19 protein-coding genes are annotated in these 18085 nt (G+C 76.3%); 6 read left to right on the top strand and 13 right to left on the bottom strand.

Annotated features, from left to right (window positions below):
• Positions 1–68: 68 nt before the first annotated feature.
• On the top strand, positions 69–1004 hold the full coding sequence (locus FMM08_RS07505) for an aldo/keto reductase (protein WP_147925748.1): 936 nt from the start codon (positions 69–71) through the stop codon (positions 1002–1004).
• Between the two features lie 15 nt (positions 1005–1019).
• Here FMM08_RS07505 and FMM08_RS07500 read toward each other — a convergent pair whose 3' ends face one another.
• Positions 1020–1331: a hypothetical protein gene (locus FMM08_RS07500; protein WP_147925747.1), complete on the bottom strand. Its 312-nt coding sequence runs from the start codon at positions 1329–1331 to the stop codon at positions 1020–1022.
• Between the two features lie 36 nt (positions 1332–1367).
• Here FMM08_RS07500 and FMM08_RS07495 point away from each other — a divergent pair, with 36 nt between their 5' ends.
• Positions 1368–1604 (top strand): DUF5703 family protein, encoded by a 237-nt coding sequence (locus FMM08_RS07495; RefSeq protein ID WP_147925746.1) that lies wholly within the window; start codon positions 1368–1370, stop codon positions 1602–1604.
• Positions 1605–1620: 16 nt separating this feature from the next.
• Here FMM08_RS07495 and FMM08_RS07490 read toward each other — a convergent pair whose 3' ends face one another.
• From FMM08_RS07490 to FMM08_RS07475, 4 genes are all read right to left on the bottom strand, one after another.
• Positions 1621–2970, bottom strand: a complete 1350-nt coding sequence (locus FMM08_RS07490; protein WP_147925745.1) for a M20/M25/M40 family metallo-hydrolase — start codon at positions 2968–2970, stop codon at positions 1621–1623.
• Between the two features lie 38 nt (positions 2971–3008).
• Entirely contained in the window at positions 3009–5201 is a 2193-nt protein-coding gene (locus FMM08_RS07485; protein ID WP_147925744.1) for a hypothetical protein, read from the bottom strand.
• Positions 5202–5303: 102 nt separating this feature from the next.
• Positions 5304–6026: an HAD family hydrolase gene (locus FMM08_RS07480; RefSeq protein ID WP_222710526.1), complete on the bottom strand. Its 723-nt coding sequence runs from the start codon at positions 6024–6026 to the stop codon at positions 5304–5306.
• Positions 6023–7084: a HoxN/HupN/NixA family nickel/cobalt transporter gene (locus FMM08_RS07475; protein ID WP_147925743.1), complete on the bottom strand. Its 1062-nt coding sequence runs from the start codon at positions 7082–7084 to the stop codon at positions 6023–6025. Before FMM08_RS07475 ends, FMM08_RS07480 begins: the two co-directional genes overlap by 4 nt.
• A 91-nt stretch (positions 7085–7175) precedes the next feature.
• Between FMM08_RS07475 and FMM08_RS07470 the strand changes: the two genes are divergently transcribed.
• Positions 7176–7514 carry an ArsR/SmtB family transcription factor gene (locus FMM08_RS07470; RefSeq protein ID WP_222710525.1) on the top strand — a complete coding sequence of 113 codons (339 nt, stop codon included), beginning with the start codon at positions 7176–7178 and terminating at the stop codon, positions 7512–7514.
• Positions 7515–7668: 154 nt separating this feature from the next.
• Here FMM08_RS07470 and FMM08_RS07465 read toward each other — a convergent pair whose 3' ends face one another.
• From FMM08_RS07465 to FMM08_RS07455, 3 genes are all read right to left on the bottom strand, one after another.
• Complete coding sequence (locus tag FMM08_RS07465) at positions 7669–8286, bottom strand: copper resistance CopC family protein (RefSeq protein WP_187279616.1); 618 nt, start codon at positions 8284–8286, stop codon at positions 7669–7671.
• Entirely contained in the window at positions 8283–9068 is a 786-nt protein-coding gene (locus FMM08_RS07460; RefSeq protein WP_222710524.1) for a YcnI family copper-binding membrane protein, read from the bottom strand. Before FMM08_RS07460 ends, FMM08_RS07465 begins: the two co-directional genes overlap by 4 nt.
• Before the next feature lie 73 nt (positions 9069–9141).
• Positions 9142–9786 (bottom strand): hypothetical protein, encoded by a 645-nt coding sequence (locus FMM08_RS07455; protein WP_147925740.1) that lies wholly within the window; start codon positions 9784–9786, stop codon positions 9142–9144.
• Between the two features lie 59 nt (positions 9787–9845).
• Here FMM08_RS07455 and FMM08_RS07450 point away from each other — a divergent pair, with 59 nt between their 5' ends.
• Positions 9846–11024, top strand: a complete 1179-nt coding sequence (locus FMM08_RS07450) for an FUSC family protein (RefSeq protein ID WP_147925739.1) — start codon at positions 9846–9848, stop codon at positions 11022–11024.
• A gap of 15 nt (positions 11025–11039) precedes the next feature.
• On the opposite strand, the gene FMM08_RS07445 is transcribed toward FMM08_RS07450, so the two are convergent.
• Together FMM08_RS07445 and FMM08_RS07440 are read right to left on the bottom strand one after the other, a co-directional pair.
• Complete coding sequence (locus FMM08_RS07445; protein ID WP_147925738.1) at positions 11040–11609, bottom strand: hypothetical protein; 570 nt, start codon at positions 11607–11609, stop codon at positions 11040–11042.
• Positions 11610–11648: 39 nt separating this feature from the next.
• Positions 11649–12353 (bottom strand): TetR/AcrR family transcriptional regulator C-terminal domain-containing protein, encoded by a 705-nt coding sequence (locus FMM08_RS07440; RefSeq protein ID WP_439653553.1) that lies wholly within the window; start codon positions 12351–12353, stop codon positions 11649–11651.
• A 257-nt stretch (positions 12354–12610) separates the two neighbouring features.
• On the opposite strand from FMM08_RS07440, the gene FMM08_RS07435 reads away from it, so the two are divergent.
• Entirely contained in the window at positions 12611–13150 is a 540-nt protein-coding gene (locus FMM08_RS07435) for an Asp23/Gls24 family envelope stress response protein (protein WP_187279615.1), read from the top strand.
• Between the two features lie 173 nt (positions 13151–13323).
• The gene (gene aqpZ, locus FMM08_RS07430; protein WP_187279637.1) at positions 13324–14091 is read left to right on the top strand and encodes an aquaporin Z; all 768 of its coding nucleotides are present in this window, start codon (positions 13324–13326) and stop codon (positions 14089–14091) included.
• Positions 14092–14202: 111 nt separating this feature from the next.
• Here aqpZ and treS read toward each other — a convergent pair whose 3' ends face one another.
• From treS to FMM08_RS07415, 3 genes are all read right to left on the bottom strand, one after another.
• Complete coding sequence (gene treS / locus FMM08_RS07425) at positions 14203–16455, bottom strand: maltose alpha-D-glucosyltransferase (protein WP_369431688.1); 2253 nt, start codon at positions 16453–16455, stop codon at positions 14203–14205.
• Between the two features lie 967 nt (positions 16456–17422).
• The gene (locus tag FMM08_RS07420; RefSeq protein WP_147925735.1) at positions 17423–17845 is read right to left on the bottom strand and encodes a hypothetical protein; all 423 of its coding nucleotides are present in this window, start codon (positions 17843–17845) and stop codon (positions 17423–17425) included.
• A gap of 10 nt (positions 17846–17855) precedes the next feature.
• On the bottom strand, positions 17856–18029 hold the full coding sequence (locus tag FMM08_RS07415) for a CsbD family protein (RefSeq protein ID WP_147925734.1): 174 nt from the start codon (positions 18027–18029) through the stop codon (positions 17856–17858).
• Positions 18030–18085 lie beyond the last annotated feature (56 nt).

Genomic DNA, 18085 nt, shown 5'->3' with positions numbered 1-18085 from the left:
GGCCGGCCGGTCGCGGTGCGAGCCCCGTGCCGCCACGGAGCGTCACCGGCCTGAAGTACGTTGCCGCGGTGGAGCAGCGCACCCTCGGAAGGTCGGGTCTGCGCGTCTCGGCGCTCGGCCTCGGCACCATGGGTTGGGGCAGTGACGGCGTGACCGACGCCCACGAGGCGCGCGACCTGCTCGTGCCCTTCGTGGAGGCCGGCGGCAGCCTCGTCGACACCGCCGACGTCTACGGCGGCGGCGCCGCCGAGCAGCTGCTCGGTGAGCTCCTCGGCGACGTCGTCCCGCGCGAGGACGTGGTGCTGGTGACGAAGTCCGGCCGCGGCCGCCGCCCCGGCCCCGACACCTCCGCCCGCGCCCTGCTCGCCGGGCTGGACGCCTCGCTGGCGCGCCTGGGCACCGACCACGTGGACGTGTGGATGGTGCACGCCTGGGACGGGTGCACCCCGCCAGAGGAGGTCGTCTCCGCCCAGGCCCGCGCCCTGAGCAGCGGCAGGGCCCGCTACGCCGGCGTCGGGGACCACGCGGGGTGGCAGCTGGCCACCGCCGCGGCCGCGGCGCGCGCCGCCGGCCAGCCGCTGGCCGCCGCGGGCGTGGAGCTCAGCGTCCTCGCCGGCGACCACGCCGACGTGCTTCCCGCTGCCGCCCACCACGGGCTCGGTGTGCTCGCGTGGGCGCCGCTGGGGCGCGGGGTGCTCACGGGCAAGTACCGCTCGACCACGCCGTCGGACTCGCGGGCCGCCTCCGAGCACCTCGCCGCCTGGGTGCAGCCCTACCTGGGCACCGGGTCGCGCCGGGTGGCGCAGGCCGTGGCCACCGCCGCGGACGGGCTGGGGGTGGCTCCCCTGGAGGTGGCCCTGGCGTGGGTGCGCGACCACCCCGGGGTGGCGAGCGCCGTCGTGGGCGCCCGCACCCCGGGCCAGCTGCTCGGCAGCCTCGCGGCCGACGAGCTGGAGCTCCCCGCGGAGATCCGCGCGGTGCTCGACGAGCTCAGCGCCGGCTGAGGCGCTGCGGCAGGCTCACCGCCGAACGGCGTCCGGGCCGGCGGGGCCGTCGGCGTCGTCGTCCTCGGGGGCGTCGTCGTCGAGGTCGTCGTCCTCGTCCTCGTCGTCGTCGAGGCCGTCCTCGTCCTCGTCGAAGAGCTCGAACGGGGTGACCTCCTCGTACGCGGTGTAGAGGGACTCCTCGTACACCTCGAACGCGTCGGCCAGGGCGGTGTAGGCCGCCTCGACCGCGGGGTCTTCGTCGCCCTGCCGCCGCTGGGCGGCTGCCAGGTGGGACTCCAGCGCAGCGACGAGTCGGTCGAGAGCTGCGCGGGGATCGGTCGCCATGGCCCGAACGGTAGCGGGTGGGCATCATGGACGGCGATGGAGCAGATCCCTTCGCCCCGCACCAGCGGCCGACGCCCCGGCCGGTCCGACGTCGAGTACGAGTACCGCACGATCACGCTGTCCCGCGACACCTCCCGCAGCGAGGCGCGGCGGCTCCTCACGGAGGCCGCCGAGCACGGGCACTGGGAGCTGTCGCGGGTGCGCCTCTACCTGGGCGGGCGGCGCCAGGTGCAGCTGAGGCGGCGCATCGTCAGAGTGGTCCGTCCCAGCTGAGGAGCTGGGCCGGCGGTCAGGAGCTGGCCACGAAGCGCTGCAGGACGCGCGTGCCGAAGCGCAGCGCGTCCAGCGGCACGCGCTCGTCGACGCCGTGGAACAGGCCCGCGAAGTCGAGGTCCGCGGGCAGGCGCAGCGGCGCGAAGCCGTAGCCGGGGATGCCCAGCTGGCTGAAGGACTTGTTGTCCGTGCCCCCCGACAGGCAGTAGGGCAGCACGCGGGCGGACGGGTCCTCGGCGAGCAGCGCCTCGACCATCCGGTCGACCAGGGGCACGTCGTAGGGCGTCTCCAGCGCGACGTCGCGGTGCACGTCCTGGACCTCGACGAACTCCCCCGCGAGCTCCCTGACGGTCTGCACGAGGCGCTCCTCGTGACCGGGCAGGAAGCGGCAGTCGACCAGCGCCGTGGCGGTGCCGGGGATGACGTTGTGCTTGTACCCGGCCTCCAGCAGCGTGGGGTTGGCCGTGTCGCGCAGGGTCGCGCCGACCCAGCGCGCCGTCGTGCCGAGCTGGTCGAGCAGAGCGGAGGGGTCGTCCGGGTCGAACGCGACGCCGGTGATGTCGGTGACGCCGTCGAGGAAGGCCCGCACGGTCGGGGTGACCTCCACCGGCCACGGGTGGGCGCCGATGCGGGCCACCGCCTCGCACAGCCGGGTGACGGCGTTGTCGGTGTTGACCTGGCTGCCGTGGCCGGCGCGGCCGTGCGCCACCAGCCGCAGCCACGCGATGCCCTTCTCGGCCGTCTGCAGCAGGTAGGCGCGCTGACCACCGATCTGGGTGGAGAACCCGCCGACCTCGCTGACCGCCGCGGTGACGCCCTCGAACAGGCCGGGGTGGTGGTCGACCAGCCAGTGCGCGCCCTGCACGCCGCCGGCCTCCTCGTCAGCCATGAACGCCAGCACGAGGTCGCGCGGAGGCCGCTCGCCGCGGCGCACGAGGTCGCGCACCACCGCCAGGAGCATCGCGTCCATGTCCTTCATGTCCACCGCGCCGCGGCCCCACAGGAACTCCTGCTCGGGCGACTCCGGGTCTGAGGTGGTCTCGGTGGTGACCTCTCCCGAGAACGGGTGGACGGTCCAGTCCTCCGCGCGGGCGGGGACGACGTCGAGGTGCCCGTGCAGCAGCAGCGCCCCCCGCTCGCGCGTGCCGTCGGGGTCCCCCTCGACCCTCACGACGACGCTGGCCCGGCCCGGCTCGCTCTCGAAGAGCTGCGGCTCCAGGCCCACCTCGGCCAGCAGCTCCGCCACCAGCTCCGCAGCGGCCCGCTCACCGGGGCCCGAGCCGTCTCCGGGGTTGGTGGTGTCGATGCGCAGCAGGTCGCGGCAGATGCTGACGACCTCGTCCTGAGGGTCCGGGGTGGAGCTCATCGCCCCACCGTACGCACCGCGCGGGGGCTCGCCCGCGGCTAGTTCACGCCGGCCGGCAGCCCGAGGGTGCACATGACCAGCTTGCCCTCGTCGGACTTCTGCTCGACGAGGACCGTGCCGTCGGCGTCCTTGATGCGGCAACCGACGCTGCCGTCGCTCTTCTGCCCCAGCGAGCTCACCGCGACGTACCAGCCGGGCCAGCCCTTGGAGTCCGGCACCGCCTTGGTGAACGTGGCGCCGAGGTCCTGGTGGACCTCGCGGGAGTCCTTGGTGCCGAGCTCGACGTAGGTGTTCTTCGCGGTGCCGAAGCCCTCGTACGTGACGTCGCCCAGCGGAGCGGTGCGCGGCTCAGCGGCCGGCGCTGAGGCCGCCGCGGCGGGCGCGGAGGAGGCGGGCGGCTCGGCGGCGGTCTTCTGCTGCTCCCCCGCGGCGGGAGCGGCGGCTCCGGCCGCGCTGTCTGCGCCGTCGGCCGCCTTCGCGGTTTCCTCGGTGCTCTTCGCCGCCGCGCTCGCCGCGTCGTCGACGGCCGGAGAGGCAGCGGGGGGCGTGGCCGTGCCGGGGGTGTCGGTGGTGCTGCTGGAGGTCAGCGCCGCGGCGAAGTCGTGACCGGTGCCGCTGGAGGCGACGCCGACGACGACGGTAGCCGCCAGCGCGACGGCTGCGGCCAGCACGCCCACCGGCAGCCCGAGGGCGCGGCGCTGGTGCCAGCGGCGGCCGCCCGCAGCGGGACGGGCACCGGGGCGCGACGGCGGTCGGGTGCTCCCGCCGCTCCTGGCGGCCCCGCGACCGGCGCTGGCCGCGCTGGCTGCGCCGTCTGCGCTGCGCGGGTCCGTCGAGGGGGTCGACGTGGTGGGGGCCTCAGCGGCGGCCTGGCGGTCACCGCGGCCCGCCGAGCGGCCCGCGGCGCGACCGGTGCGCGCGGTGCGGTCGGTCCGGGGGGCGGAGGAGCGGGACGGCCGGCCGTGGCGGGGCTCGGACGGCAGCGCCGTCGTGCTCGCGGTCCTGCTGGCGCTCGAGCTGGCCGCGGGGGCGGCGGGCGCGGCGGGAGTGGCACCGGTGCGGTCGGCGGTGACAGCCCGCAGCACCGCGAGGTCGGCGGCGGTCAGGGCGGCGGTCGGCCCGGACACCGGCGGGAGGCCCGTCGTGGGCAGGCCCGAGGAGGCCGTTCCCGACGGAGCGGAGGCGCCGGCGGCGGGTGCCGCCGAGGAGGGGAGGCCGGTCGTGGGCAGCCCGGGGACCACCAGGGACGTGCGGCCGGCCGGGTCAGGGCTGACCCGGTCCGGCATCGGCGGCGGCACCGGGGCGGTGGAGAACCGCGCGGCCCGCGCCCGGGCGGCGGCCTCGACCTCCGCGGCGGGCGGGGGCGGAGGCAGTTCGGGCTCGCTGTGGTCACCGGACCAGCGGGGTGCGGCGGGGGCCGAGGCGAAGGGGCTGGCGCCGTCCGTGCCGGCACCGAGCGGACCAGCACCGAGGGGACTGGCACCGAGGGGGGCGGAGGTGAACGGAGAGCGCGGCTCCGGACGCTGCGACCTGCGGGGCGCGACGGGCTCGGTCGTCCAGGACGGCTCGCGGCGGGACTCGGCGGGCGTCGTCGTCGCGCTGACCACGGGGAGGGGGCCGGAGACGGCGGGGGCGGGACGACGCCGGGGCACGTACACCGACGGCGCCTCGCGCAGCGCACCTGCGGAGCGCGAGGACGGCGCAGTCGTCGACGAGGCCGGCGGCGGGGTCGAGGAGAGGCCGGCGGGCGGCGTCAGCGACTCGAGGTGCTCGGTCAGCGTGCGGGCCAGCGCGTGCGTGAGCGGCGAGGGCCGGGCGATGGCGCTGGCGGTGCGGGGGTCCTCCAGGGCCGGCGAGGTGCGCCAGGCGGCGGTGTCGGAGGCCTGCACGGCGGCCTCGTCCAGGGCCGTGGGGCGGCGCAGCGCGACGCGGTCGCGGCGGCTGGGCAGGGGGGTTCCCAGCGGCGGCGTGGGAGCGCTGGCGCTGGCGTGGGCGCCGGTCGCGGGCCGGACGACCGGCGCACCAGCGGGCGGCGTGGTGAACGGGTCCCGGGCCGCGGCGGCCGGCGCCGGGCTCGACGCGGGGCTCGACTCCGGGCTCAGCGCAGCCGGGGGCGCGGAGTCGACCGGGAGGACGGGCGCGACGTGGCCGGCGACCCGCCGTCCTGAGCCGGCGCGCTCGGCGTCCAACGCACGCCGACGCTCACCGCTGCCTTCGGTCTGCCCCGCCACGGGCACCAGTCTGCGGCAGCCGCAGCGCTGTGTCCGCCATCTCGGAGAACTCGACGGTCGACTTCCGGCGCGGCGCCGCCGCGCGGCGCCGTCCGTGCCGCATCATGCGCCCGGGGCCACCGACCGCGGCGAGACGCCGAGCAGGGCCGGCAGCTGGTCCATGGACGTGAACGCGGTGGCCGCGCCCACCGCCGCGAGGGCGTCCGGGGTGCTGCTCGCCGGCCCGCCCGGGCAGTACCCCAGCACGACCGCCCCCGCGGCCGCTCCCGCGGTGACCCCGGCCGGGGAGTCCTCGACCACGGCGCAGCGGCGGGGGTCGACGCCCAGCGCGCTGGCGGCCTGGAGGTACACGTCGGGAGCGGGCTTGCTGCGGGGCAGCTCCACGCCGCTGAACACCCGGTCGCCGAAGGGTGCGGCCAGGCCGGTCACGTCCAGCTGCATCTGCACCTTGGCGCGGTCAGCGCCGGAGGCGCACGCCACCCGGCCCCCGTAGGCGGCGGCGACGGCGGCCAGGGCGTCGGCCACCCCCTCGACGGCCTGCACCCGCACCGCCAGCTCCGCGCTGCGGCGCCGCCGGAACTCCTCGACCCACGCCTGGGTGATGCGCACTCCCGTGCGCTCCTCGATGGCGTCGGCCTGGTCGGCCACGGCTCGCCCGACGAAGCGGCGCAGGCACTCCTGCGGCGTCATGTCCCAGCCGAGGTCGGCCAGCATGAGGCGCAGCACCTCGTTGGTGATGGGCTCGGAGTCGACGAGGACCCCGTCGCAGTCGAACAGGACCGCGTCGTACGGCAGGTCGCTCGGGGGGTCGGGCTGGTGCGTCACGCCCGCGAACGCTTCCAGACGACGCCCGAGACCACGAACACCACCGCGAAGAAGCCCGCCAGCACGTACCCGGCGTGCTCGGTGTCGAGCGCGGTCAGGGCGCCCACCACGCCGCCGGTGACGCCCAGCTGCTCGCTGAGCAGCGTCGCCGCGGCCAGGGCGCCCACGAGCAGGCCCGAGAGGATGCCGACGCCGGTGATGACGAGGTTGTAGGTGATCTTGCGGGCCGGGTCCTCCTGGGCCGCGCTGTACATCCGCACCATCATGAGGCCGTTGGCGGTGTCACCCAGGGTCATGGCCGCGGTGAAGAGCACCGGCAGGCAGAGCAGGGCCACGACCGGGGCTCCGGCCAGTGCGGCGCCCGCCGTGAGCACGAGGACGCCGATCTGGCTGGACGTGTCGAACCCGAGGGAGAACAGGAAGCCCACCACGTAGACGTGCCAGGGGTGGCGGACGCGGCGCAGCGGCGCGGTCATCACCACCGCAGCGGGTCCGCGCGGGGTGAGGGCCTGCGGCGGGACGTGCATGCCGGGGTCTCGCCGCAGCGCGCGGCGCAGCCTCCAAGCCTGGCAGAACGTCGCGAGGTTCGCCACGGCGACGAGCACGAGGTACAGCCCGGAGACGCTCACGCCGATGACGCCGAGCACGCGCGCGGCCCTGGAGGACTCGTCGAGCGCGGTGCGGACGAAGCCGGCCCCGGCGATCACGAGCACTCCGGTGAGCACCACCACCGTGGAGTGGCCGAGGGAGAACGCCAGGCCCACCGATGCGGGGCTGCGCCCCTCGGCGACGAACTTCCGGGTGCTGTTGTCGATCATCGAGATGTGGTCGAAGTCGAAGGAGTGCACCAGCCCCCGCAGGTAGGCCACGGCCGCGAGCCCCACCGTGACGGCGCCCGCGCCCCCGGCGAGGACGCCCAGCGAGAGCAGGCCCAGCCCCACCAGGTGCAGGCCGGCGACGACGGCGAACGCCGCGCCCACGCGACGGCGGAACGGCAGCGCCGCCCGCCCGTGGCTGGTGAGCAGCGGGTGCCGCCCGGCGGTGGTGGCGGTGCCCATGGGCGGGATGCTAAGTGCTGGAGGCCCGTCACAAGTGTGCGGGCAGACACATGACGTCGGGGCAGCCAGGGCGGAGCGGGAAGGGGCGGCGGTGGACCCGCTGGAGGTCACAGCGCGTGACGCGGTCGCCGCGGCGCGCCCGGGGCTGCAGCAGGCGCTCGCCCGCTTCGCGGCCCTGTCCGACCCGACCCGGCTGGAGCTGCTCGTGGCGATCCACGCCGCTCCCGGCTCGCCGGTGAAGGCGCTGGCGGCGGCGACCGGGCAGTCGCCGAACACGACCACGCAGGCCCTGGCGGCGCTGCGCGCGTGCGGCCTGGCGGACCGCGTGCGGGACGGGCGCCTCAGCCGGTGGCACCTCGCAGACGACACCGCCCACGAGCTGCTGCACCAGCTGGGCGCGTCGCACTCCGCGCTGCACCCCGAGCACTGACGGGCGCTCACCGGCGCTCACCGGCGCTGACCGGCGCTGACCCGCGCGGACGTCGGTCACCGCAGTCCCAGGTCCACGCTCAGCGCCAGGTCGTGGAGGCCGGATCCGGCCTCCACGACCTGGCGCTGCTGCTCCACCTGACAGAGCCTCCGAGTCAGCGGCGGCGCAGGACGGCAGCGGCCACGGCCGCCACCACGGCGAGCGCCACCACGGCTCCGCCGGCCACGAGCCACGCCGGCGCCCCGGAGGAGGTCGACGACGGATCCGGCACCGGGCCTGCCGGTGAGGAGGCCGCCTCCGACGGAGTCGCCGACCCCGCGGCCGACGGGGTGGACGACTCGGTCGCTGACGGGGTGCCCGACGGGCTCGCGGTGGTGCTGCCCGCGGCCGGGGCGGAGGCCGTGTACGCGAAGGTCCCGGAGACGGGGTGGCCGTCGGAGGAGGTGACGCGCCACTCGACGCGGTACTGCCCGGCGGGGAGGTCACCGGCCAGCTGCTGCGTCACGGCGGTGTCGACGAACTGCGCGTCCCCCTCGGACACGACGGCCCCGTCCGGTCCGGTGACCACCACCTTCGAGCCGAGCGCGATGGCGGGAGCGTTGAAGGTCAGCACCACTGCGGACGGCGCGGTCGGGACCGTGCTGCCGTCCGCGGGCGAGGACGCCTCGAGACGGTCGTGCGCCTGCGCGGGCAGCGCGGGCAGCAGCACGAGGAGGGCACCGGCCAGCAGGGCGAGCGCCCGGCCGCGCAGGCGTCGGGAACCGCGGCTCACGAGGTCACCGCCGCGGGACGCCGGCGCACCAGGGAGACGACGAGGGCCACGGCGCCCAGCAGCGCACCGGTCGCGCCGAGCCACGTACCCGCGGACGTGCCGCCAGCGGACGCACCGGCGTCGCCGGTCCCGCTCGCCCCGGAGGCGGAGGCGGTCGCCGAGGTGCTCTCGTCGTCGTGGTGGTGGCCGGACGCCGCGGCCGTGGTGGTGAACTCCGGGGCGGGGTTCTCGGGTTCAGCGCCGTTCGCCGGGACGGGCTGGTCCCAGGCGACCACGGTGCCGTCGGAGTACGTCTGCGTGGCGGGCAGCTGCACGGTGGTGCCGGCGGCGGGCAGGGCACCGACCGAGACGGGGAACTGCTGGAACTGGCCGGGGGCGATGCCGGCGCCGGCCTGCGCCGTCCACGTGATGGTGCGGGGCGCCTTCGTCAGGGTGGTCCCCTCCACCACGACGGGCGTGGCCAGCGGCTCCTCGGTGACCTGCGCGGTCCAGCCCGGCACCGGCTGCACGGCGGCGTAGGTGAAGGGGTGGTCGGTGGGCAGGGTCAGCTCCACCTTCGTGGTGCTGGCGGTGGCCGACTCGTTCGGCACGCGGACGTCGAGGAGCGCGTAGCTGCCCGCCGCGGTGGTGTCGGGAGTGACGTGCACGTGCGCCGAGGCGGCGGCCACGGGCACGAGCAGCAGCCCCGCGGCCAGGGCGGCGGTCGCGGCGGCGCGCGCTCCGGCCGGCAGGCGGCGGGAGGGCAGGCGGGCAGGCAGGGACGACGGGGTCGTCGAGGACACGGTGGGGCTCCAGGGTGTGCGGCCGGGGTCCGGCGGGTCGGGTGGCGCGAGGCCGGCCGCTCCCCGTGCGGGGTCAGCCGGCGAGGGCCGCCGGAGGGCCGCGGCGCCGCACCGCGCGCAGGACGAGCAGGCCGGTCGGGACGACGACGCCGACCGCCGGCAGCGACCGGGGACGCGGGGCGACGGGCAGCCGGACCAGGGCGACGACCACGGCCGCCAGCGGCGCCAGCCAGGCGCACAGCGCCCAGACCGCGTCCTCGCCGCGGCTGTAGACCAGGGCGAGGGCCGACGCGACGACCACGTGCGCGAGGAGCATGGTCGCGTCGGCCGTCGACGGACCGCCCAGCCACAGCGACGACGCGGTCCCGGCGGTGGCGAGGTGTCCGGTGTGGTCGAGGCCGGCGGCCCCGGCGAGGTGCGGTGCCAGGGCGGGCGCAGGCGCAGCACCCGGGTGGTGGGTGGGGGCCAGGGCCTCGAGCGCGGCGTGCAGCGCCACCTGGCTGCCGGCCAGCAGCAGCACCGCGGCACCGGCGGGCAGGTGCCAGCGGGTCGCCAGCCAGCAGCAGGCGAGCACGGCCGCGACCAGGCCGGTCGCCGCGAGGGGACCGGGCAGGTGACCTCCCGCGGCGGCGTGGCCGACGGCGGACAGGCCCACCACGAACAGCGCCAGCACCGCCGACCTGACCGCGCGCAGCGCGCCGCGGTCAGGGGTGGTCACCCCTGCACGCTACCGGCGGTCGACCGGGTGATCACCGGACGGCCCGCGAAGATGGGGGCGTGGCTGGAGCGCGGGCGGGCACGGCGGTCAGGGCACTGGTGACCCACTCCCCGCAGTCGGGGACGCTGCCCGCCGCGCTGCGGGCAGGGGCCACCGTGGCCGCGCCGCTGGGGCTGCTCGTGGCGCTGGAGCGCACGGACCTCGCCCTCTACGCCGCGTTCGGGGCGTTCACCGCCGTCTACGGCCGCCGCCCCGACGGCTCCGCGGACCCGCGCGTGCAGCTGCGGCTCGCCGTGGTGCTGGTGGCGGCCGTCGCCACGGGCGTCGCGGTCTCCCTCAGCGGCGCCGGGGCGTGGCTCGCGGTGGTCGTGACCGCGGCGTGGGCGGCGCTCGCCGCGCACCTGTCCGACCGGCAGGGCTGGCGGCCACCCGGACCGCTCTTCTGCGTCTTCGCGGTGGGGGCGTGCTCGGCCGTCCCGGTGGGTGGCGCCGTCAGCGGCGCGGTGGACGTCGCGGTGGCAGCGGTCGCAGCGGTCGGCACCGCGCTGGGCACCGCGGCGTTCGCCCTGGCGCTGACCGCGGCGTCGGGGCCTCTGGTGCGCCGGCTGGCCCGGCGCAGGGCCAGCTCCGACTCCAGCACGAGCACGCGCACGGGCACCGGCCCAGCGGCTCCGGGTCCTGCGGCGCGCCCGGTGACACCTGCGGCGCCTGGTGCGCACGCCACCTCGGCTGCGCGGTCGACGCTGACGGCGCGGCCAGCGCTCCGGCGGCGGGTGCAGGTGGTCCGGTGCGCTGCGGCGGTGGCCGTGGCCGGGGCGCTGGGCGTGGCCACCACCAGCGAGCACCCGTACTGGGCCGCGGTCGCCGCCGTCGCCCCGCTGACCGCGCTGACGCTGTCCTCGCAGCTGGTGCGCGCCGCGCACCGCGTGCTCGGCACCCTCGCCGGCCTCGGCGTGGCGGCGGTGCTGCTGTCGCTGCCGCTGCCGACGGTGGCCGTGGTGGCCGTCGCCGCCGTCCTGCAGGTGCTCGCGGAGCTGCTCGTGGTGCGGCACTACGGCGCCGCCATGCTCGTCATCACGCCGCTCGCGCTGCTCATGGGCCAGCTCGCCCACCCCGTACCGGTGCCCGCCCTGCTGGCCGACCGCGGCGTGGAGACGCTGCTCGGCGTGGCCGTGGGGGTCGTCGTCGTCCTGCTCACCCGGCCGCGCAGGCCAGCTCACGTCGGTGCGGGCGGCTGAGGCGGTCCGGACCCCTCAGGCGCGCAGCGCCGCGACCTGCGCCAGGAGGGCCTGGACCGAGGCCGCCGGGGCGCCCTCGGTGTCTGCGGAGAGCTGCGGGCGCAGCCGCTGCAGCACCGGGTAGGCGGACAGCGGACCCACTGCCCCGGGGACCCCGGGAGCGCTGGAGGCGCCGGAGCCGCTCGGGGTCACCACCGCGGCCGGGCAGGTGCGCTGCAGGTGCACCGCCACCACCTCGACGGCCTGGACCGCGCACCGGCTCGTGAACCCGTCGTCCACCAGGGCGTCGCGCAGACGGGTCGCCCACTCTCCCGCCACCCAGTGCTCCAGCGGCACCGCGGACCCGACCGCGAGGCGCCACGCGGCGGCGTCCTGGCGGGCCAGCTCGTCGGCGCACGCCCGCAGCGCCACCACGAGCGCCTCCCAGGAGGCGGTGCTGGTCGTGGCGGCGGAGCAGGCTCGGTCGAGCTGTCGGACCACGGCGCGCACCGCCCCGAGGGGGGCCGCGGCGGCCGAGCGGTCGCGCGCGTCGTCGTCGACGGGCTCTGCGGGCGCCGTCGGCCCGCTGGTGGGACTGTCGAGCACGGCGAGATTCTTACACCGTAAGCGCTCGCCTCCGCGAGATCAGGACCCGCTTCCACCCACCACCTGCACGGTGATCCTGTCGATGAGGCTCTCCAAGGACTCCTCGAACTCCTGCAGCGACCTGTCGTCGGCCAGGAGGTCGCGCAGGCGCTCCACGGTCGGGGCGTCGCGCAGGCCGTGCGCGGGGACCTCCTCGTCGACGAGGTCGAGCGGGCCGACGGCCCCGCCGCGGTGGGACACCTCCAGCAGCAGGTTGCCCAGCAGGAAGCTCGTGAAGGCGCGGTAGACGGCCACGGCCTGCTCGTCGTCGAAGCCCTCGGCCAGCAGCCCCGCCAGGAAGGTCTCCACCCAGCGCACCGAGCGCAGCGGGGGCCGCAGCCACGGGGCCTCCGGGGGCGTGGAGGCGATGAGGGGGAACGCCTTCGGGTGCGCGATGGCCATGCGCCGCACGCCGTGCGCCATCCGCTGGAGGAAGTCCTGCCAGCCGTGCTCGGGGGTCTTGAGCACGTCCTCATCGCGGTCGAGCTCGGTGACGAGGAAGTCCACCACGCCGTCGAGCAGGTCCTCCCGCCCGGGCACGTACCGGTACAGCGACATGGCCTCCACGCCGAGGCGCGAGCCGAGGCGGCGCATGGTCAGGGAGCCCACGCCCTCCTCGTCGATGAAGGCCAGGGCCGCCGCGAGGATGCGCTCGCGGCTCAGCGGCACCCTCGCCGAGGGCGGCTCCTTGCCCTGCACGGCCAGGAGGTCCGCGTCGGGCTCGCCCGCTCCCCCTGCAGCGCCGCTCCTGGGGCCATCGCTGATCGTCACCCGCTGAGGTTGTCACCCTGCGGCGAGGTGCGCAGGTCGTCGGGCTCGTCCGGAGCAGGGCCCCTCGCCGCCCTGCCGACGCGCCTCGCGGCACCCCCCACGAGTGGCGGGCCCTCACTTACGGTGTAAGCCTGGTGATCCGGCCCACGGCGCCCGCGGTCATCCCGGCCGCCGCCGTGATGAGGAGGATCATGACCGAGACCGCCGCCCCGAGCACCTCGACGCTCCACGGCACCGCCAGCGGCGCCGGCGGACTCTCGACCGCCCCTCCCGGCGCGCCGGACCTCACGCGGGCGACCGCACCGGCTCCCCGAGCGGTGCGCGCCGCCGGCGCGACGACCACCACGGACGCCGTCATCGCGACCCTCGCGGGCCTCGCCGCGCGCGAGGTCCCCGGCGTGCACGACCTGGGCACGCCCACCGCGCGCACGGTCGAGCGGACTGCGGCGGCTCTGCGCCAGCAGATCCCCGGCTCCTCCCGCGGCGGCTGCCCGGGCGTGGAGGTGGAGGTCGGTGAGCGGCAGGCCAGCGTCGGCGTGGCGGTGGTCACCGAGCTGGGGCGGAGCGCTCCGGAGGTGGCCGAGCACGTGCGCGCCGCCGTGGCCACGGCCCTGCACGAGCTGATGGGCCTGGAGGTCACGGCCGTCGACGTCGAGGTGGTCGACGTCGTCGACACGGCTGGCGCCACCGGCCCGACGGACGCGGCCGGCCCCGGCGACGCGTCCTGCTGACCCTCGGACCCGCGCGGCAGACCTCGTCCCGGATCGCGCAGCCGAGGCCTGTCGCGCACGATGAGAAGCCGTGACGGCGCGGGCCCTGCCCGCGCCGTTCCCATGACCGCACTCCCCCGGTACCGCTCGGACGCGGGGGCTTCGACGAAGAGAGGACTGCCGTGAGCAGAGAGGTGCAGAAGGTCGCCGCTGAGTTCCTCGGGACGTTCTGGCTGGTGTTCGCGGGGTGCGGCGCCGCCGTGCTCGCCACCACCGCGGCCCCCGGGGACACCGGCGCCCAGGTGGCGATCGGCTGGCTGGGCGTCGCCCTGGCGTTCGGCCTGGCCGTGACCACGGGCGCCTACGCCTTCGGCCACATCTCCGGTGGCCACTTCAACCCGGCCATCTCCCTGGGCCTGTCCGTGGCGGGCCGCCTGCCGTGGCGGGAGCTGCCCGTCTACGTGGTCTCCCAGCTCGTCGGCGCGGTGGCCGGGGCCGCCGTGCTCTACGGCGTCGCGAGCGGCCGCGCGGGCTTCGACCCCACCGGCGGCTTCGCCACCAACGGCTACGCCGACCGCTCCCCCGAGGGGTACGGCCTCGTCGCCGCGCTGCTGGTCGAGGTCGTCCTGACGGCGGTGTTCGTGCTCGTCGTGCTCGGCACCACCGGTCCCAAGGGCGCTCCCGGCCTCGCGCCGCTGGCCATCGGCCTGACCCTCGTGGTCATCCACCTCATCTCGATCCCGGTGACCAACACCTCCGTGAACCCCGCCCGGTCCATCGCCCCGGCGCTGTTCGCGGGCCCGGAGGCGCTCGGGCAGGTGTGGCTCTTCGTCGTGGCCCCGCTGGTCGGCGGCGTCATCGCCGCGCTGGTGCACAAGTCCCTGCTGGCGACCAGCGAGGAGCGCGGCGACGTCCGCGTCGAGCGCACGGCGCAGCGCGAGCGCGTGGCCGGGCGGGCCTGACCGCTCAGCACCGCCCCACCCGACGTCAACCTGACGACGACGAGGGCCGGCCGCTTCCCAGCGGCCGGCCCTCGTCGTCGTCGTGCCCCCGGAGCGTCCCCGGGGCCGCCGTCAGCGGTGGGCGCCCGAGCGGCGCAGGTCGTCCTCGGGGGCGCCCGGGTCCTTCAGGGTGAGGAACAGGCCGCTGTAGGGGCTCAGCCACACGCTGAAGCTGCGCAGGTCGTCCACCCAGCCGATCTCGCCGTCGTCGCGGGCGTCGAGGACCGCCATGCGCGGCTCGAAGTGCTCCGAGCGGACGGTGCCCTCGATGGTCTCGCCGGTGAAGTTCAGCACCGTCACCTGCAGGCCGGCCGAGCGGTTCGGGTCGCCGCCGTCGAGGCGGTGGACCATGACGAGCATCCCCGGGTGGGCCACGGCGGGGACGTCCACCTGCGTGGCCGTGGCGATCCCGTGCTTGGCCCGCAGCGCCAGCAGCCCCTTGAGGCGGGAGGCGAAGGACGCCTCGTCGCGCAGCTGCTCGGGCAGGGACCCGTAGAGCACGCGGGCCCGCGGCATGCCGCTGGCCGAGTGGGTGGCCTGCGGGTCGACGTCGAGCAGGTCGTGCGCGCCGCGCTCCACCCAGCGGGTGTCGCCGGTGTCGGTGAGGGCCGCGACCTGCTCGATCGGCACCGGCAGCGCCCCGACGAGGTCCCACCCGGACAGCGCGAACACCCCCGGCTGCCAGGCGTTGAACATGGCCAGGAGCAGGTGCGCCCGCCGGATCATCTCGACGTCGTCGTCGCCGATGGAGTCCAGCGTCCTGTGGCCGCGGGACGCCGCGATGACCGAGGCCGTGGTGCACGCGATGCCGTTGGTGGTGAAGACGTGGTTGTAGTCCGAGGCCTCACCGGTGATGCCGCGGAGCAGGTCAGCGCGCACGGCCTCGGCGAGCTCGGCGCCCGTGGTGGGGCGGCCGCGGAAGGGGTACTCGTCGTGGGTGTGGGCGGTGGCCCAGTGGACCAGCTCGTAGGTCAGCTCGTCGTGGTTCTGCATGCCGTGCACGAGCGAGGCGGGGTCGACGCCCACCTCCAGGGAGGTGTTGAGCGTGAGGCGCAGGAACTCGGTGTCGCCCGTGACCAGCGCGTGCTGGTACGCGGGGCGGTTGACGAAGTCGTAGGACAGGTCCGCGCCCACGCGACCGGTGTCGCGGATGTCCTCGATGCCGAGGTTCAGCTCCTGGAAGGTGAACCCGCCGACCTTGCGGACGGTGCTGGCGATGACGTGGTTGGCGGCCTCCGACAGGGGGTGGCCCTCCGACCACGCCGGGGCGCCCTCGGCGGACTTCTCCACTCCCAGGAAGCCGTTGGCGTCCAGGCGCAGCGCGCTGGTGCCCAGCTCGGCCAGGGAGTGCAGGGCGTCGCCGATGACGAGGCGCATGCCGGCGAACGTCGGGTCGAGCCAGTTGATGGAGGGCTGGCCCTGCTTGAAGTAGTGCAGGTACACCCAGCGGCGCACCTGGCCGTCCACGCCGGTGACCTCGGCGGTGGCGCTCCAGTTGGTCTCCTTGACGCCCGGGGCGTAGAAGATCACGCGCTGGAGGGCGCCGATGATGTAGCCGGCGTCGGCCAGGCGGGCCTCGGTGATGGCGTCGAGGTTGACGGCGTCGCGGCCCTCCGGGACGTCGGGCAGCAGGTGCCAGTCCTCCCGGGGGATCTCCACCATGTGGTAGACGCCGGGGTAGTCGCCGTGGCCCATCTCCGCCAGGCGGAAGTCGGCGCCCTTGCCGGTGTGGCCGGGGACGATGTCGTCGATGACGGAGCCGCCGTGCGCGTCGGCCACCTCGCAGACGGCCCGGAACTCGTCCTCGGTGCCGAAGAGCGGGTCGATCTGGGTGCTGATCCGGTCGAAGTGCCCGTCGACGCTGGGGGTCTCCTCCCAGCCGGTGATACCTCCGGCCTTCTTCACCGGGCCGGTGTGGATGCCGTCGATGCCGATCTGCTCGAAGGCGCTCCACAGGCGCTCGTCGGCCACCGACGCCAGGAAGGACTCCCCCTCCCGCGTGATGAGGGAGATCGGGTAGGCGGTGAACCACACCGACGCCGTGGAGACCGCGCGGCGCGCGTTCGGGCGGGCGTAGGGGTTGCGCCACATCGCCGGGCTGCCGCTGAGCTGGCGGGACAGGCCCTCGGCGTCGGCGAGCATCGACTGCTGCACCAGCCACGCCACGTAGGCGGGGTTGGTGCCGTCAGCAGTGCGCCGGTGCGGCGCTCGGCGGCGGCGGGTCTCCAGCTGGGCGGCCGGGCGCAGGCGGCGCGGACGGGCCGGGTAGCGCGCCTCGTCGAACGTGATCTCGCCGGGCTCGCCGCCGTCCTCGGCCGCGGAGATGCCGGTCGGGGTGCCGGCGGGCGCGACGAGGGGGCGGGGCGCCACCACGACCTCCTCGCGCAGCACGCCCGCCAGTCCAGCACCGGCGACGACGATGCGGGCGCGCTCCCACGGGCGCTGCTCCGCGATGAAGGGGAGCTCCTCGGCCTGCCACTCGTGCCAGAACCGCGTGGCGCCCTCGCGCTCGCCGTTGACGCCGAGGGCGACGTCGCGCTCGATGCCGAGGCGCTCGGCCTCGGCCGGGTCGGACTGCACCCACAGGGCCACGTCGACGTGGTCCGCCAGCTCTCGGCGAGCAGCGCCGACGCCCTCGAGGAACAGCCACTTCGTGCCCTCGGGCACCTCGATCGCGCCCTCGCGGCCGTGCTCCTCCCACGCCGGCGGCCGGAAGCTCACGGCCTGCCCGTCCCGGGCGGGCTGGAGCACCCCCTCGACGAGCAGGTCGGTCCAGTCGAAGAAGCCGTGGTTCCAGGCGATGTCGTCGGTGCGGACCAGCACGCCGCCCTCGACGGCGGCCAGCAGCCGGTCCGCGAGGGCGGACTTGCCGCTGCCACCGCGCCCGTCCACCGCCACCACGCGGGGGCGGCCCGCGGGCACGCCCGCGGAGTGCTCCAGCAGGGCGAGGAGCCCGCTCAGCGGCACCTGCCGCCAGGGTCCGGCGAGCGGTTCGCCCTCGGGGAGCACCACGTCAGCAGGCACCACCTGGGTGGCGTCCGAGCTCGTCTCGGTCAGGGCGGGGTCGTCGGAGGGCGCCGTCAGCACGGCTGACCACGCTACTGGCCCCAGATCGACACGGCGCGTCGGCGGTCGCGGACAGCAGGGCCCACCGGCACCGGACCCGCCCAGCACGACACCCGCCCAGCACGACGCCCCGGCCGCGGGAGCGGTCCGGGGCGAGGGCTGAGCGGGCGAGGGTGGTGGCGTCGCCACGACGCCGTCACAGACCCCGGGCCGACGCGCGAGCCGGTCAGCGCGGCTGGCCCTCGCCCAGCAGGCGGACCACCTCGGCGACGAACTCGTCGCGGCGGGCCCGGTCACCGTCCAGGACGGCCCGGACCTCCTCGGCGAGGTGCGGCAGCTGGTGCGGTGCCACCGGGTCACCGGGGCGGTCGCTGAGGCCGGCGTGGATGCGGCTCGGCCACTCCCGCCCCAGGGCCTGGGCCAGGACCACGGGCACCCGCGAGCGGCGCCGGGTGTCCGGGTGGCGCCACGGCTCGCTGGCCGCGGTGAGCAGCGACAGCTGCTGGTGCAGGTCGAGCGCCGCCAGCTCTGCGGAGGAGCTGACGGCGCTGACGAGCTGGTGCACGACGGGCTCGGCCGCCCCGCTGAGCGCGACAGCGCCCAGCGACGGGGCGCCGGTACCGGTCACCGTGCCCACCGGCGTGCTCACAGGGGCCGCCTCAGCCCTTGTAGGCGTCCTTGGCCTTCTCGACGTTCTGGCGCTGGGCGCCCATGGCCTGGTCCTTCTGGCCCTGCGCGGTCAGCTCGGCGTCGTCGGTCTTCTTGCCGACGGCCTCCTCGACCTTGCCCACCGTCTGCTGCACCACGTTCTTGGCCTTGTCCACTGCGGACACGTCACGCCTCCTCGTCTCGAAGGTCACCGGCGTCCACCGGCTCCTCCGACGCTAGG

The organism is Quadrisphaera setariae, assembly GCF_008041935.1.
In the GTDB taxonomy this organism is placed as follows: domain Bacteria; phylum Actinomycetota; class Actinomycetes; order Actinomycetales; family Quadrisphaeraceae; genus Quadrisphaera; species Quadrisphaera setariae.
The sequence above is the reverse complement of the archived record's forward strand: the minus strand, read 5'-3'. Positions and strand labels throughout refer to the sequence as shown.